This window comes from Desulfovibrio legallii, assembly GCF_004309735.1.
Taxonomy (GTDB): Bacteria; Desulfobacterota; Desulfovibrionia; order Desulfovibrionales; family Desulfovibrionaceae; genus Desulfovibrio; species Desulfovibrio legallii.
In genome coordinates this window covers 156,871-171,832 of sequence record NZ_SIXC01000001.1, presented here as the reverse complement: position 1 = coordinate 171,832, position 14,962 = coordinate 156,871, and the positions used below count along the sequence as shown (strand labels likewise).

Sequence of the window (14,962 nt, the reverse complement as noted above, 5' to 3'; positions counted from 1 at the left end):
CGCGCGACCGGGCCCATTCGGACCCTGCGCCGCCGGGCAGCCGGGTCAGCCGGCATTTGCCAAGGGGAGCGAGAGCGGCTACCGTAAAGAGCGCTTGCCGTAGGGCAGCGCTGTGAATCCATACTTCTTATCCAACATCAGGCGCTTGTCAAGGCACAGCCTTCAAGCAACACATGAGGTTTGTATGCGCCCTACCCTTGCTCTGGAAGCCACGGTCTACACTCCCGATCAGCTCATGGACCGTCCCGAGGCGCAGATCGCTTTGGCCGGCCGCTCCAATGTGGGCAAATCCTCCCTGCTCAACGCCCTGGCCGGTCGTCGCAAGCTGGCCAAGGTCAGCGCCACGCCGGGCAAGACACGTTCCATCAATTTTTACCGCGTGGAGCCGACGGGCTTTTACCTGGTGGATCTGCCGGGCTACGGCTATGCCCGCGCCAGCCATGCTGAACGAGAAAAGTGGGCCCGCCTCATGGAAAAATACTTTCTGGGCTGCCAGGCCCTGCGTGCTCTGGCCCTGTTGCTGGACTGCCGCCTGCCCCCGCAGCAGCTGGACAAAAACCTGGTGGATTTTGCCCGCACCCACGGCCTGCCCCTGCTGCCCATATTGACCAAGGCCGACAAATGCAACCAGCGCGAACGCGCCGCCCGCCAAAAGGAATGGGAAGCCCTGCTGCCCCGCCGCCCGCTGCTGACGGCCGCCTCCACAGGCCTGGGGCTGGACGAACTGTGGCGCTGCCTTGGTGCGGCGGCAGGCATATCCCCGGCGGACGGCTCTGCAGCTGTGGAAAAAGAGAGCAGACAAGCCTGTCTGGAATAACGCAGTGAGCGCTATCCGCACTGCACGGAGCAGGCCCACCAGGGAATGCTTTCCGCCGGAAACGCCCGCCACGGGGATGCCGGCCCACGTCAGTTGCGCAGCGTCGCGACCAAACCGCAGAGACGCGGCTTTTCTTTGCACAATCTCCATCGCGGCATTGCAACGTTAACATGCTCTGGCGGTTGCGTAAGCAGACGACCGCCGCCTGCCCGCCGTGGCGCGCAAGCGTAGCTGCAGCCGTTGTGCGACGCAGGAGCTTGGCCCATTACAACAAAGGAAGTTACGGGCAAAGACAGCAGCGCTATGTATTTGCTCGGGTAAGCGCCGGAACGAGCGTGCCGTAACCTTTGAGAATACACATTCTCAAAGGCAATCTTCTCTAGAATATTTAAACACTTGAAATGCTCGCTTACGGCAGGCAAAGCCTGCCTTCTCGCATTTCGTGGCAAGGATTTTCAAGAAAATCCTTGCAGAGCAATTAACTCATTTCATTCGTAAACTGCTCTAGATGCTAAACTTCCCGGCTTCAGGCCCGGACTCCTCCGGCAGGGGCTTCCGGCTCCATGTGGATGACGATGCGCCCCACCAAGGGCACCGCCGCACGGATGCGCTGCTCCAGACGGTTGCAGACCGTATGGGCCTCTTCTACGCTGAGAGTGCCATTGACGCCGCAGTGAAAGGAAAGACAGACGCCCTGCTCTGGCAGGGTGTAGGTGGCAAAGCGGTGTGGGTTGCTGACCAGCGGCTCCTGTGCCGTGGCCTTGCGGATTTCCTCCCAGGCCATGTCCGCCAGAGGCACGGACACGGCGGCCCCGGCTTCCTGTGCGGCAACGGGATTTTCCGGCTCCAGGTGGCTCAGCACTTCCACGCCGGGCAAGGCTTTGCCTAGGCCCGCTTCAAAGTTCCCCACGCGGGCGTAGGCCTGGGCATAGGGCGTGTCGCCCGGCAACTCCACATGCAGCTCAATGCGTGCGCCCGTATCTGCGTGCAGAATGTGCACATTGTGCACGGCAAGGCCATGCTCTGAGGCCAGCCGCTGCACCAGGGCAAAAGGATCGCCCGCACCCCGCACCTTGGCGGGTTCCACATGTACGGTGACGTCCGCGCCGGGCAGCACCCCAGCCACGGCCACTTCCGCCTCGTGGGCCAGACGGTGCCCATCGGACACACGCAGGCCGGGCGCAACCCCCACGGTAAGGTCCACAAAACTCTGCGGGCCGCTCACGCGCACCCGCGCGCGACGCACTTCAGCTATGCCCGGCACGGCCTGTACGGCCCGGATCACGCCCTGCTGCGCTTCGGCTGAACCGGAATCCATGAGCGTGTTTACCGCCGTGGCGGCCATGTGCAGGCTGGCGCGGAAAATAATGACCGCCACCAGAAGCGCGGCCACGGTGTCGGCCTGCGCCAGCATCCGGTGCAGGGGCTCTGGCAGGCGCAGCGCCGCCGCCAGCCAGACGGCCAGAACGCCGGCCAGCACCACGGCCGAGGACAGAATATCCGTGGAAAAATGCAGGGCGTCGGCCTCCAGGGCCTGACTTTTATAGCGGCGGGCCACCCGGCGCAGGATGCGCACGCGGTTAATATCCACGGCCATGGAAACGGCCATGACGCCCACGCCCCAAAGTGAGGGCGTCACAGGGCTGGCCCCGGCGAGCAGACGCGTCACGCCTTCATGCACCACCCAGACGCAGGTCAGAAAAAGCAGCAAGGTCTGACCCAAAGCAGAGAGGTTTTCCACCTTGCCGTGGCCGTAGGGGTGCCCCTGGTCCGCGGGTTTGGCGGCAATACGCACGGCCAGCAGGGTCATGGCTGCGGCCAGGAGATCCAGGCCGCTGTGCAAGGCCTCGGAAAGAATGCCCAGGCTGTTGGTGGTCAGGCCCACGGCCAGTTTGAGCAGGGTAAGCCCCAGCGCGGCCAGCAGGGAAACCACTGCGGCTTTTTGTTTTTCGTTGCTTTCTGATGTGGGTACAGGGGCTGGTGCGGTTGCCATGCCGCTCTCGTACTGTTCCGGTCCGTGTGCAGGCCCGGTTGCGCGACCACCTTTTCCCGGCGGGCACACCCAGCCGGGAAAAGGTGGTCGGATTTTCAGACGCGCCCCACAAGCCACGACCGTGCGTGCCGGGGTGCTAAAACGCTACAGCCAGGTGAACCATTCTTTCCAGGAGCCCTGGCGTTTTTCCCGCGTGAGTCTGGCCTGGTCTTCACGATAGTTGTGGTAGGCGGCCAAACTTTTTTCCTTGGCGTGCTCGGCTACTTCCGGAACATCTTTGAAGCTGTTGACGATGTAGTCGTAGCGACGCCAGGCAGGACCATATTTCTTCATGTGCCAGAACACGTCCGCAATATACAGCTCGTGTTCGGCCATGAGCTTGCGGCAGGCAATCATGTTCTCCTGCGCACTCTTGACGTACGGCGAGTCGGGGAAGGTCTGACACAGTCGGTTGAAGTATTCGTAGGCGGCTTCCAGCTCTGTGGTGGCCCGATCGATGGAATGGAACTGCTTCATGAGGGACATGCCCGTCTGGTAGAGCACATAGGGTATGGCCTCATGCCGGGGGTGCAACGATTCGAAATCCTTGTACGTTTCTGACGCGAGCGCATACTCCTCGTCCAGATAGTAGGCGTCTGCCAATGAAAGCTCAGCGTCTACAGTATAGGGACTAAAGGGGTAGTTATCGCGCAGTTTGTTGTACAGTTCCACGGCGCGCACATAGTTTTTTTCACTCATGGCGTCGTTGGCGGCTTCAAAAATCTCCTGCGCGGTGTCTTCAGCCGGCGGCAGATAGATGAGGTCTATGATGCCGCAACCTGAAACGGCGAACATGCAGACAGCCAACACAAAAGAGCGGAGCAGTTTTTTAGGCATGGAGTTGTTCCATGAGAACAAACGCCGCCTGGGCGGCCGTTGCACCGTCACCGGCGGCGGTGATCACCTGACGGCAAAGTTTGGAACGGATGTCGCCCGCCGCGAAAATACCAGGAATATTGGTGCGCATTTCTGTATCGGTGATGATGAAGCCCTGCTCGTCCTTGGCCAGATCTGCCGGCAAAAAGCCTGTGGACGGGGAAAAACCCACATACACAAACAGGCCGTTCACGGGCAGCAGGGTTTCTTCGCCGCTTTTGAGATTTTTAACCGTCAGGCCGGTAAGCTCTTTTTCGCCGTGCAGGGCGGTGACCACACTGCTGCGCAAGAGGGTGATCTTGTCGCTTTGTTCGGTCAGCTTGTCCTGATAAATTTTACGCGCCCGGAATTCGTCGCGCCGGTGGATGAGATAGAGCTTGCTCACCAGTTTGGACAGATACAGGGATTCTTCCAGCGCGGCATTGCCGCCGCCCACCACGGCTACAGTCTGGTTGCGAAAGAAGTTGCCGTCGCACAACGCGCAGTAGGAAACCCCACGCCCGCGCAAGCGGTCCTCGCCTTCCAGGCCCAGCTTCCGGTGGTGTGCGCCGGAGCAGACGACAACGGTTCTGGCCCCGTATTCCACACCGCCCGCCCGCACCACAAACTGCCCTGCCGATCCACTGACGGATTCCACCGCAGCGGCGGGCCGGTCAATGGCCAGGCCTTCGAGATGTGCGGCAAACAGGTCCGCCAGCTCGTAGCCCTTGATGCCCTTGGGAAAGCCGGGATAATTGTCCATGGCTTCCGTCTGCAGAATCTGACCGCCGGGGGCCAGCTGCTCCGGCATGAGCACGGAGCAGCCGGACCGCGCCAGATACATGGCCGCAGTTATGCCGGCGGGACCACCGCCGATGACAACGGCGTCGTAAGACTTCATGCCAGAGCCTTTGTATCCAGCAGATCCTTCATGGCGGCCTTGGTGACGGCCCCGGTGATCTGCTCCAGCGTCTCGCCGTTTTTGAAAAGGACCAGCGTGGGGATGGCCCGGATGCCGAACTTGGTGGGCGTGGCGGGATTTTCGTCCACATTCATCTTAACGATGCGCACCTTGCCGGCGTATTCCCCAGCGAGTTCATCAATGATGGGCCCTACCGCACGGCAGGGGCCGCACCAGGGAGCCCAAAAATCCAACAGCACGGGCAGGTCGGATTTAAGAACAACGCTTTCAAAGGTGGCGTCAGTGACCTGTTCAGCCATAACATTCTCCTTACGTTGTTTTTTGGCGCATGGCGCCAGAAGCGCCCGTTCGCCGGTCGGAGCCCCGGAAACTTTGGGGGCGCTTTTGTACTGAGTGAGAGTAGATATCAACGTGCCACCTGTCAAGCCAATCTCACAGAACCGCACAACAGGACGACAACCATTTCGGAGTGTTCGACTCGTCTATAGGCGGGACGCCCCTCCCCTGCCGGCTGCCCCGCCCTACTGCGGACACGCGCCCCACGCCGTCTGCAACATATCGTCGGGCAGGGCCTTGCCCCGAGGAATGGCCTCCATGCGCAGGTCGTGATAAAAGCCTTCCCGGCCCAACAGCCAGCCCGCATGGGCAATCATGGCGGCGTTGTCCGTGCAGAGCTGCGGCCCCGGCACAAGCGCCCTGCCCCCTCGCCGCTGCATCAGCGCGCACACCCGCTCCCGCAGCAGACTGTTGGCCGCCACACCGCCGGCCAGCACCAGGGTGCGCAGATCGGGCTGACGGTCCAGGGCGCGCTCGGCCTTGGCGCAGAGCGTGTCCACCACCGCAAGATTGAAGGAAGCGCAGCAGTCCTTGAGCGCCTGTGGCGCGTCCTCCGTGCGCGTTAACGGACGCGGCCAGACCATGCCTGCCAGATGCGCTGCCGCGTGGACGGCCACGGCCGTCTTCAGCCCGCTGAAACTGAAATCAAGGTTGTCGTTGTCCAGATACGGCCGGGGAAAAAGCCGCGGATCAGCCCTGCCCTCGCGGGCCAGGGCGTCCAGCAGCCGCCCGCCGGGATAGGACAGGCCCAAGACTTTGCCTACCTTGTCAAAGGCTTCGCCGGCGGCGTCGTCCAACGTGCGCCCCAGCAGACGCAGCCGCCACGGGGCCTCCATGCGGTATAAATGGGTATGCCCGCCAGAAACCAGAAGCCCCAGAGCAGGGAAGGCTATTGCCTCTTCCAGTCCCGCTGCCAGCAGGTGGGCATGCAGATGGTTGACGCCCAAAAAACGCGAACCCAAGCCCAGCGCCAACCCCTTGGCAAAGGCCACCCCCACCAACAGGCTGCCCAGAAGCCCCGGCCCCCGCGCCACGGCCACCAGATCCAGGTCTGCGGCCTGCCGTCCGCTGCGGCGCAGCAACACATCCAGCAAAGGCCCCATGTACCGGCAGTGCTCCCGCGAGGCCAGTTCCGGCACCACGCCCCCGAACAGGGCGTGCACGTCCGCTTGGCTGGCCAGCACTGCGTCCAACAGTCGGCCGTCCTCCACCAAGGCTAGAGCGGTTTCGTCACACGAGCTCTCTATGCCAAGACACAACATGCAGCCTCCACAGGCGACAGACAAAATGAAGGGCGCGTTTTTCTCAGGGAAAGAACTTTTAGGGCGCTGCTGCCGTTGCCCATACCATCCTTTGCCGTAACGGGCGAGGCTGGCCAAAAGTTCCCGTCCCTTCACGCCCCCTTTACTATGCTTTTTTTTTGCAATTCCACGGCTGGCGCACACAGAACACGGCAGAGCCTGCACCGCACAGGCCAGTTTATTGGCGTGACCAAGCGCCCCTGGGCGGGGCGCTTGTCTGCCTTGGGAAAGGCCTTTGCTACCCCTGGGCGTACCGGGCGTAGATGCGCTCCACGGCGGTGACGTCGTTGGCGGAACCGATGAAGAGCGGCGTGCGCGCGTGCAGCCGGTCGGGCTGTTTTTCCAGAATGCGCCCCTTGCCGTCACTGGCCTTGCCTCCGGCCTGTTCCGCCAGAAAAGCCAGCGGATTTGCCTCACACATGAGGCGCAGCTTGCCTTGCGGTTTTTTGTGGTCAGAAGGATAGAGGTAGATGCCGCCATAGATCAGCGTGCGGTGAAAATCCGCCACCAGTGCGCCCACATAACGCGCGGAATAGGAGGTGCCGTCCGGGGTTTCGCAGTTGTGGAACCACTGCAGCACCTCGCGAGTGGGTTCATCCCAGTTCTTCCAGTTGCCTTCGTTGACAGAATAAATGCGACCCTGTTCGGGAATGCGCATATTGGGATGAGAAAGCAGAAATTCGCCCACGCCGGGGTCCAGGGTAAAGCCGTGCACGCCCTGCCCCGTGCTGAGCACCAGCATGGTAGAGGGACCGTACAGAATATAGCCCGCCCCCACCTGCTGACAACCGGGCTGCAGCACTTCTTCAAGCGTCACTTCACCAGTGTGCCCTTCGGGCCTGCGCAGGATGGAAAAAATGGTGCCCACATTGATGTTGACGTCGATATTGGACGAACCATCCAGGGGATCGAATATCAAAATATAGTCCCCGCGCGGAAACTCCGGGCTCACGCGGACCAGCTCCGCTTCTTCCTCGGAACTCATGGCGCAGAGCGCGCCGCAGCGCTCCATGCGGTAGAGCATAATGCGGTTGGCGATGGCGTCCATTTTTTGCACGTTTTCGCCCTGCACGTTCACTTCGCCCGTGCCGCCCAGAATATCCAGCAGCCCGGCCTTATTAATGCGGCGAGAAATGCTCTTGCCGGAAAGGATCAGGTCGTAAAGCAGGCCCGTAAACTGGCCCGTGGCCTGCGGGCTGCGCTTCTGGTGCAGCAGCAGATGCTCGGTAACCGTAATATCGGCCATAAAGGACTCCTTTTTCTCACAGCCGTGGAAGACACGGGCAGAGAATGATCGGAGAAAAAATTTGCAGTGGGCCGCGCCCAACCTGCGTCAGGAATTTGCCTTTCCGCAACAAAGGCGAAATGGATTTCCCAACCGGCCCCGCCCCACCAATCGGTGCTCGTGGGACGGGGCCACGGGATCAGTTCTTAGGACCAAAGGGGCTGGGACGTCCACCCGGCAAGATAGCCGGCGACTCCTGGCCGGCGGAAGCATCGTTTTCGGGGGCGGTTTCCGCCTGCTTGGCCGGAGCCTGCGGTGCGGCAGAAGTTGCCGAAGCCGCTTTCTGCGTTGCGGTCGCCGGGCTTGCGGGGGCCGCACTGTCAGCCGGTGGCGTGGTCGTGCCGCCTTGCGGCGCCGCTTTTGCGGATGCTGCGGCCGGGGCGGCGTCCTGACCTGCAGGCGTTGCGCTTGTGGCCGCCGGGCTGGCCTCGCCGGGCTGCGGTGCGTCGTCATGCGGGCCAAAGGGGCTGGGGCGTCCGCCGGGCAGTGTGGGCATCTCCAGGTCTTCATCCAGGTTCAGGCCCTTGGCTGGCGGCAGCTTGGGTTGGGGCTTGGGCGCGGGCCGCACTCTGGGCCGCTCCACCCGTTCCACAGGCGTATTTTCGCCTTCCAGCTGCCGTTCGCGCACCTTGGCTTTTTCTGCCTGGCGCTGTTTTTTGAGCAGCACGCTGTCGTGGCTGCCGGGCTGAATATCATTGGTATTGGCGGACTGGCCCCTGGACGCGCCTTCGGGCTGGGCGGCCGGTTCACCGTCCGGAGCGGGCTGGGCGGCGCTGGGCAAAGCCAAGCTCTGGCTCAGGTCCGTTTTATTTTTACGTTCCGGCATGGGCGGGGGCGGCAGTTTCTCCCGCTCCTTGGGGAAGAAGGCCAAGCCCTGCCCCACATCACCGGAACCCTTGGGGAAATTGCCTGACTGGGGCACGGCAAACACCAAAGGCACGTTCCCCAGGTAGCGGACCATGTAATAGAAGACGCCCGTGGCGTTGGTGCAGGTGCCGGAAGAGCTTTTGGTGACCACTTCATCCCAGTTGACGCTGGCCAGGGGGGTGGCGGCAAAATCGTATTTGCCGGGCCAGAGCAGCGCCTGCGGCGAGAGGATGACCATGTCTTCCGGGCTTTGCGAGTATTGCAGGAGGGTGCGCATGTCGAAATAGGCTGCCACCACGCCCAGGAAATCCGTACCGTCGTACAGGGGGGCCGCCAGCAGCACTTCCGGTCCCAGCGGGGTGTTCTGCACATCAGCCCGCAGGGCTCTGGTGCTCTGCTTCTTGTCTTCATACAGAAGAGGGATGAAATCCACCTGCTTCAGCGGCGTGGCCGGTTCCTGTCCCAGGATGGTGCCGTCGTATTTGACGCCGGCAAAGCCGTCCAGCCAGGGGAAAGAAGCAAAAAGGTTGTTCACCCATTCCCGCGTGGGGGGCTTGTCGGCATTCATCATGACCCGCTCCAACTTGGAAAGCTCCAGGTCCAGCCCCATCATGCTGTGGGTCAGGGCCAGAGCCTGAGGCGAAAGCGTGCCTTTTTCACTATAATCCACCGAAGCCGGCGGGCTCACATAGGTATTCCAAAAGCCCTTGGTGCTTTTCCAGATATTCTTGGTAGGCTGGTATGAGCTGCACCCGGTGAGGTACAGAACCGCCACCAGCAGCAGCGAAAAATACCGCGCGTAGGATTTCAACACCGTGTTTACTCCCAGGTAAGAACAGATGACGCACGGGCCAACGCAAAGACGCGGACCCGAGGCGCGATGGTCACCTCGCGCTGGTTGTGTGCGTAGTGCAACACGTCAGACCGCCACGCAAAAGGGTCGGCCCTCGCGGCAACAGCCTTTCAGCCGTGCGCCCGGGCTTCCACCCGCCCGGCCAGGGCCTCAAGCATGGTGATAAGTTTCTCTTTACCGCCGGCGCTCGGAGCCGGATCAGCTGCCGGCGCGGACGCTGTGGGGCCGCCGCCCAGGCGCGCGCTGAGCGTGGATATGCGCTGGCGCAGGTCGGCGATTTCCTCCGGGTCCACAGCCGCAGCGGCCAATTCGTGATAAATGTCCAGCGCGCCCTTGATGTCGCCCTGTTCGGCCAGCACTTCGGCCATGGAACGGGTGCGCAGCGAAAAAGCCTCTTCACCGCCGGCAGTCTGCTCCACGGTGGGCCCGGGAGCGACCGGGGGCCGGGGGGCTGCGGCGTCGGAATCCGTTGCCGCGGCCTCGGGCGCAGATGCGGCAGAAGGAAGCGCGGCGGCCTCAAGGGTATCGAGGCCCGGCAGTTCGCTTTCGTCCGCCATGGCCGCATCCGGGTCAAAACGGGCAAAGCTGTCATCTTCCAACGGCACCGGCGCGCTGATGTCCTCGGCTACGGCCGCTGCTGTGGGGGTGACGGTCGGACTGGGCACGCACTCCGACATCCGGGATGCGGTGGGGGAAGGCCCGGCAGCGGCCTTCGCCGTAGAAGAAACGGCCGGAGCCGTGGGCCTGGCGGTGGAAGGCTGGTCCGCCTCGGCCCAGTAGCTGGCCACCCCGCGCTCCACCACCAGGTGCAGCGGCACGGGGCCGTGCGCAAAATAGAGCGCCAGAAACTGCAGAGCGGCCGCCGTATCCGGGGCGGCCTCACGGGTAGCTGCGCAGGCCGCGAAAGCCCGCCAAAAGCCCGCATGGGCGGAAAACACCTGGCCCAGACGGTCCAGTTGCGCCGTGCAGGCCGTGTCCTGCCCGAGCTGATGCAGAAGCTCCACCAAAAAAAGGCGCGCTTCAAGAAATTCTTCATGCCGGGCAAGTCCCTGCTCCAGGGTGTCCACGGCCTCGTCCGTGCGCCCGGCTTCGGCCAGCAGGCGGGACAAAGGATAAAAGACCTTGGAGTTGGGCTCCAGTTCCAAGACTTCTTTATACCAATCGATTTTTTCCGTCATGGCTTGGGCTCCTGCTCCGGCCTGTCCGCGCCGTCAAAAAGGTAGAGCACTTCATTGTCACGCACGTAGTGCAGGCGTTGGCGGATGACCTTTTCCACATACTGGTTGTCCGCCTGCAACAGGCGTATTTCACGGCTGATGGCCATGTTTCCGGCATCCAGATCAGCGATGCGCCTTTCCATATCCGCATACTGGCGCTTCAGTTCGCGGTATTCCAGAAGCCCTGTGGGGCCCCAGACCATACGGCCGAAAAGCACCAGATTGATAAGCGCCAGGACCACAAGAATAACAGTGCGCCAGAAGGTCATTGCAGTATCCTTCCGTTTCTGGGCGGGCAGCGGCGGGTGCGGCGCAACTCCGCCAGCAGGGTTGTGGTGGCGGTTTCCAGGCGGCGCACGTCATCCTCGGCCAGGTCCATCTGGTCTACCTGCCGCAGATATTGACGCAAGGTGCGCAGCTCTGCGTCGAAGCAGCGCCCCCAGCGGCCCGAGCGCATATCCGGCTCCAGCTCCAGGATAGTTTGCAGGCAATTTTTAAGACGCAGCTGCAGGGTGCTCATAGACGTGTTTCATCGGCCTGCCCGGCACAGGCCCGGCGGTAAAAATTGTAACAGTAATTGAAGCCAGAGCCCACAGCCAGCAACATGGCCGCGTACAGCAGGACAAGCCCCACCATGTGCAGATCATAGCCCCAGAGCGGATAGTGCAGCGTCAACGGGACCACGGCCAGAATCTGCAGCACGGTCTTGACCTTGCCCAGATAGTCCGCCGCCAGCACTATGCCTTCGTCAATGGCAATGGCCCGAAGGCCGGTGACCACCAGCTCGCGGCAGACAATAACGATGACCACCCAGGCCGGCGCCCAAGCCAGCTTCACAAACATGATCAGTATGGAACAGATAAGCACCTTGTCTGCCAGCGGATCCAGAAACTTGCCCATACTGGTGACCGTATTGGAGCGCCGGGCAATATAGCCGTCGGCCCAGTCGGTGATCGAGGCAAAAATAAAAGCCAAGGCCGCCAGTATGCAGGTGACCGGGCCTTCAAAATAAAGCAAGATGACCACCAGAGGGGCCATGAGGATTCGTAACAGCGTGATTTTGTTTGCGAGGTTAAGCATCATTCCTCGAATTCGGTCCAAACAGATTTTTTACTGGGTAGCACAAAACGGGGCGCGAGAAAAGAAGAAAAAAATGCCCCCGCGGGCTGGACGTCCGTCGGGGGCGTGCAAGGAATGCTGCGACAATGCGTCTGCCCACTGCCGGGGGCTCACAACGGCAACTGCGCAGATCGCCGGGCGCTACTTGGCGTCGGCCGCAGCGGCAATGGCGTCGGCCAGGTGAGCAAAGGCGGTTTTGGCGGCGCATTCGCCTTCCAGAGAAACCACGGGCACACCCCTGTCCGCAGAGACCACCGAGGCCGGGTCCAGAGGAATGGCCCCCAGAAAACGGAGCCCGTAGCGCTTGGCCAGTTCCTCCCCGCCGCCCTTTTTGAACAGGTCAATTTCCTGATGGCAGTGGGGGCAGATAAGGCCGCTCATGTTTTCCACCACGCCCAGCACCGTGGCGTTGGCATACTGCAAAAAATTGATGGCCTTGCGCACGTCGGCCAGCGAAATCTCCTGCGGGGTGGTAACCACCACGCAGAGCGCATCCGGAATGGACTGCAGCACGGTCATGTGCTCGTCGCCGGTGCCTGGGGGCGAATCAATCAGCAGAAAGTCCAGTTCGCCCCACTGCACGTCAGAGATAAACTGTCGGATAGCGGCGGTTTTTTTGGGTCCGCGCCACAGAACGGCCTGGTCTTTGTCCTGCAGCAGAGTATCCATGGAAATGACGGCAAGATTTTCGTCATAGGCTGCGGGCAGCAGTGCGTGGGTGGTTTCGTCCATCTCCACGGTGCTGGTGAGGCCCAGCAGGTTGGGCACGCTGGGGCCGTGGATGTCCACATCCAGAATGCCCACCTTGTAGCCCTTGTGCGCCAGGGCTGCGGCCGTATTGACAGTAACGGAGCTTTTGCCCACGCCGCCCTTGCCGCTCATAACAAAAATCTTGTGGCGGATGTGGCCGAGCCGTGCGGCGATGGCCTTGTCCTGCTGGGCCATGGGGTTGCCGCAGTTGCCGTCTCCTCCCTTGGTCGTGGCGCTGGAACAGCCGCCCGCCTGGGAACAGGATGCACACGAAGCCATGACGTCTCCTCTTATTGCGGCGGCGGCGCAGGCTTACCAGCCGTGGTCGCCCACCAGATCCACAAAAATGACCGGCCCCAGGTCTTCACGGCTTACGCGGCCCTGCGTTTTGCGCAGGCGCAGCAGGCGTTGGGTGCGGGGCCGGGAGCCCACAGGGATGAGCAAAATGCCCCCCTCGTCGAGCTGGTCCACCAGCGGCGGAGGCACTTCGGGCCCGCCCGCTGTAACAATGATGCGGTCAAAAGGCGCGGCTTCGGGCACGCCCAGCGTGCCGTCGCGCCTTTGCATATGAATACTGCGAAGCCCCAGTTGCCGCAAGAGCGGCGCAGTGCTTTGATAAAGCTCACGCAGGCGCTCCACTGTAAAAACCACGCAGCCCATGCTGGCCAGCACCGCCGCCTGATAGCCCGAACCCGTGCCTATTTCCAGCACGCGCATGCCCCGGCGCGCCTCCAGCAGCTGGCTCATGAGCGCAACAATATAGGGCTGCGAAATGGTTTGGCCGTAGCCTATGGGCAGGGGCGTATCCTCATAGGCCTGGGCCCGCAGGGCCTCCTGCACAAAAAGATGACGCGGCACGCTGCCCATGGCTGCAAGCACGCCGCAATCCGTAATGCCGCGAGCCTCCAGCTGTTCACGCACCATGCGCTGACGCAGGCGTCGAGGGTCCACCCTGGTTTGAGGAGCCCGCCTTTCACCGCCTGTAAAACTACCGTCATTCATATGGCGGAAGTGAAACCAGATTTTGTCCCGCAAGTCAATGCGGTACGGGCGTGTTATGAAAACTTCCAGACTTTTCCTTGAAAACAGCTTCGCTTTGTGCAAGGCTTACCGGGGTAGCAAGAGCAGGAGTAGATATGCGCAAACGAAACATGCTTTCGACAATACTGGGGTTTATCGTACTGGCCGTTCTGGCGGCCGGCGGATATGTTTTTTTTAAAGATCTGGACGGGCCGCAGGTTGTTGTGCAGCCGCAGACAGGCCGGGTGTCGCCCGCCAGCGTGATCAAGATCGCCATGAAGGATGCTTCGGGCATCCGCGCCGTCACGGTGGGCGTGCGTAAAAACAATACGCTGAACACCATCTTCAGCAAGCATTTTGAAAAATATCTGCCGGAACGCACGGTGGAGGTGCCCCTTGCCGGCGCCAACCTGCACGAAGGCGCTTTTGATCTGGAAATCCGCGCCACTGACGGCTCGTTGGCCGGTTTCGGCCAGGGCAACACCCGCACCGTACAGATGGCCATGCGCCTGGATACCCAGCCGCCGCGCATTTCTGTCAAAACGCTGCCCCCCAACGTGCGACGGGGCGGCGCCGCCGTAGTGCGCTATACTGTTGATGAAGACGTGAGCGACAGCGGCGTGCTGGTGGCGGGCTATTTTGTGCCCGGCTACCAGCAAAAAGACGGCAGTTACATCTGCTTTTTCCCCTATCCCTACACCATGCCCGCCCGCGAATACAAAAACAGCGTAGAAATCACCGCCACAGACCTGGCCGGCAACGTGACCAAAAGCCGTCTTACAGTCATGGCTTACGAACGCACCTTCAAAAGTGACAGCCTGGAGCTCAGCGACAACTTCCTCATGAGCGTGCAGAACAAACTGCAACACCTGGCCCCGCAGGTTGCCAACCCCCTGGACTGCTACCTCTATATCAATAACAATGTGCGTGCGGCCAATGCCCAGACCCTGCGCGAAATCGGCAAAAACACCGCCGCCGCCATGCTCTGGAGCGGCGCTTTTGCCAGGCTGCCGCGTTCCGCTGCCCGGGCGGGCTTTGCCGACCACCGATTTTACAATTACCAGGGCAAGCTGGTGGGCGAATCCTACCACCTGGGCTTTGACCTGGCTTCTGTCCGCAACGCCGAGGTGCCGGCGGCCAACAGCGGGCGCGTAGTCTTTACGGGCGAGCTGGGCATCTACGGCAACCTGGTGGTCATCGATCACGGCTTGGGGCTCATGTCGCTCTACTCTCACCTCAGCGACATCCAGGTCAAGGTGGGCGATGTGGTACAGAAAGGACAAACCATTGCCCACACGGGCAGCACGGGCCTGGCCTTCGGCGACCATCTGCACTTCGGTATTCTGGTGGGCGGTGTGGAAGTCACTCCTTTGGAGTGGCTGGACCCCAAGTGGATCCGCGACAACATCACTGGCCGTCTGGACGCCTCCAATGCCCCATAGGGCAACTTATTGCAGTAAAAGACCATGACAACGCGGCCCCCGCAGCAGTACGGGAGCCGCGTTGTCGTCTTGTCTGAAGCGTTGACAAAAGCGTTTTCCTTCTGCCCACCGACGACAAAAAATTGTAAGTGAAAAAAAACTCACCA

Annotated in this window: 15 protein-coding genes; 2 read left to right on the top strand and 13 right to left on the bottom strand. The window is 61.6% G+C overall.

From position 1 onward, the window contains the following. Positions 1-184: 184 nt before the first annotated feature. Positions 185-817 carry a ribosome biogenesis GTP-binding protein YihA/YsxC gene (gene yihA, locus EB812_RS00700; RefSeq protein WP_118228955.1) on the top strand — a complete coding sequence of 211 codons (633 nt, stop codon included), beginning with the start codon at positions 185-187 and terminating at the stop codon, positions 815-817. A 526-nt stretch (positions 818-1,343) separates the two neighbouring features. On the opposite strand, the gene EB812_RS00695 is transcribed toward yihA, so the two are convergent. The 13 genes from EB812_RS00695 to EB812_RS00635 form a co-directional block, all read right to left on the bottom strand. After that, complete coding sequence (locus tag EB812_RS00695) at positions 1,344-2,810, bottom strand: cation-efflux pump (RefSeq protein WP_118228956.1); 1,467 nt, start codon at positions 2,808-2,810, stop codon at positions 1,344-1,346. Positions 2,811-2,954: 144 nt separating this feature from the next. Next, positions 2,955-3,686: an outer membrane protein assembly factor BamD gene (locus tag EB812_RS00690; protein WP_118228957.1), complete on the bottom strand. Its 732-nt coding sequence runs from the start codon at positions 3,684-3,686 to the stop codon at positions 2,955-2,957. Then, positions 3,679-4,605, bottom strand: coding sequence for a thioredoxin-disulfide reductase (gene trxB / locus EB812_RS00685; RefSeq protein ID WP_118228958.1), 927 nt, complete (start codon positions 4,603-4,605; stop codon positions 3,679-3,681). The genes EB812_RS00690 and trxB overlap by 8 nt, the downstream gene beginning before the upstream one ends. Continuing rightward, on the bottom strand, positions 4,602-4,925 hold the full coding sequence (gene trxA, locus EB812_RS00680; RefSeq protein WP_118228959.1) for a thioredoxin: 324 nt from the start codon (positions 4,923-4,925) through the stop codon (positions 4,602-4,604). Before trxA ends, trxB begins: the two co-directional genes overlap by 4 nt. Before the next feature lie 222 nt (positions 4,926-5,147). Next, positions 5,148-6,224, bottom strand: a complete 1,077-nt coding sequence (gene tsaD / locus EB812_RS00675; RefSeq protein ID WP_130957707.1) for a tRNA (adenosine(37)-N6)-threonylcarbamoyltransferase complex transferase subunit TsaD — start codon at positions 6,222-6,224, stop codon at positions 5,148-5,150. Between the two features lie 277 nt (positions 6,225-6,501). Next, positions 6,502-7,509 (bottom strand): class 1 fructose-bisphosphatase, encoded by a 1,008-nt coding sequence (gene fbp, locus EB812_RS00670; RefSeq protein WP_118228961.1) that lies wholly within the window; start codon positions 7,507-7,509, stop codon positions 6,502-6,504. 178 nt (positions 7,510-7,687) lie between these two features. Beyond that, entirely contained in the window at positions 7,688-9,229 is a 1,542-nt protein-coding gene (locus tag EB812_RS00665) for a hypothetical protein (protein ID WP_118228962.1), read from the bottom strand. A 149-nt stretch (positions 9,230-9,378) separates the two neighbouring features. Beyond that, positions 9,379-10,446 carry a tetratricopeptide repeat protein gene (locus tag EB812_RS00660; protein ID WP_130957706.1) on the bottom strand — a complete coding sequence of 356 codons (1,068 nt, stop codon included), beginning with the start codon at positions 10,444-10,446 and terminating at the stop codon, positions 9,379-9,381. After that, on the bottom strand, positions 10,443-10,754 hold the full coding sequence (locus tag EB812_RS00655) for an FtsB family cell division protein (RefSeq protein WP_118228964.1): 312 nt from the start codon (positions 10,752-10,754) through the stop codon (positions 10,443-10,445). Before EB812_RS00655 ends, EB812_RS00660 begins: the two co-directional genes overlap by 4 nt. Next, positions 10,751-11,005 (bottom strand): hypothetical protein, encoded by a 255-nt coding sequence (locus EB812_RS00650; protein ID WP_118228965.1) that lies wholly within the window; start codon positions 11,003-11,005, stop codon positions 10,751-10,753. Before EB812_RS00650 ends, EB812_RS00655 begins: the two co-directional genes overlap by 4 nt. Beyond that, positions 11,002-11,565, bottom strand: a complete 564-nt coding sequence (gene pgsA / locus EB812_RS00645; RefSeq protein WP_118228966.1) for a CDP-diacylglycerol--glycerol-3-phosphate 3-phosphatidyltransferase — start codon at positions 11,563-11,565, stop codon at positions 11,002-11,004. Before pgsA ends, EB812_RS00650 begins: the two co-directional genes overlap by 4 nt. Before the next feature lie 180 nt (positions 11,566-11,745). Next, positions 11,746-12,633: an Mrp/NBP35 family ATP-binding protein gene (locus tag EB812_RS00640; protein ID WP_118228967.1), complete on the bottom strand. Its 888-nt coding sequence runs from the start codon at positions 12,631-12,633 to the stop codon at positions 11,746-11,748. 33 nt (positions 12,634-12,666) lie between these two features. Continuing rightward, the gene (locus EB812_RS00635) at positions 12,667-13,278 is read right to left on the bottom strand and encodes a protein-L-isoaspartate(D-aspartate) O-methyltransferase (RefSeq protein WP_118228968.1); all 612 of its coding nucleotides are present in this window, start codon (positions 13,276-13,278) and stop codon (positions 12,667-12,669) included. A gap of 212 nt (positions 13,279-13,490) precedes the next feature. Between EB812_RS00635 and EB812_RS00630 the strand changes: the two genes are divergently transcribed. Then, positions 13,491-14,816: a M23 family metallopeptidase gene (locus EB812_RS00630; RefSeq protein WP_118228969.1), complete on the top strand. Its 1,326-nt coding sequence runs from the start codon at positions 13,491-13,493 to the stop codon at positions 14,814-14,816. The last annotated feature ends 146 nt before the right edge of the window (positions 14,817-14,962 follow it).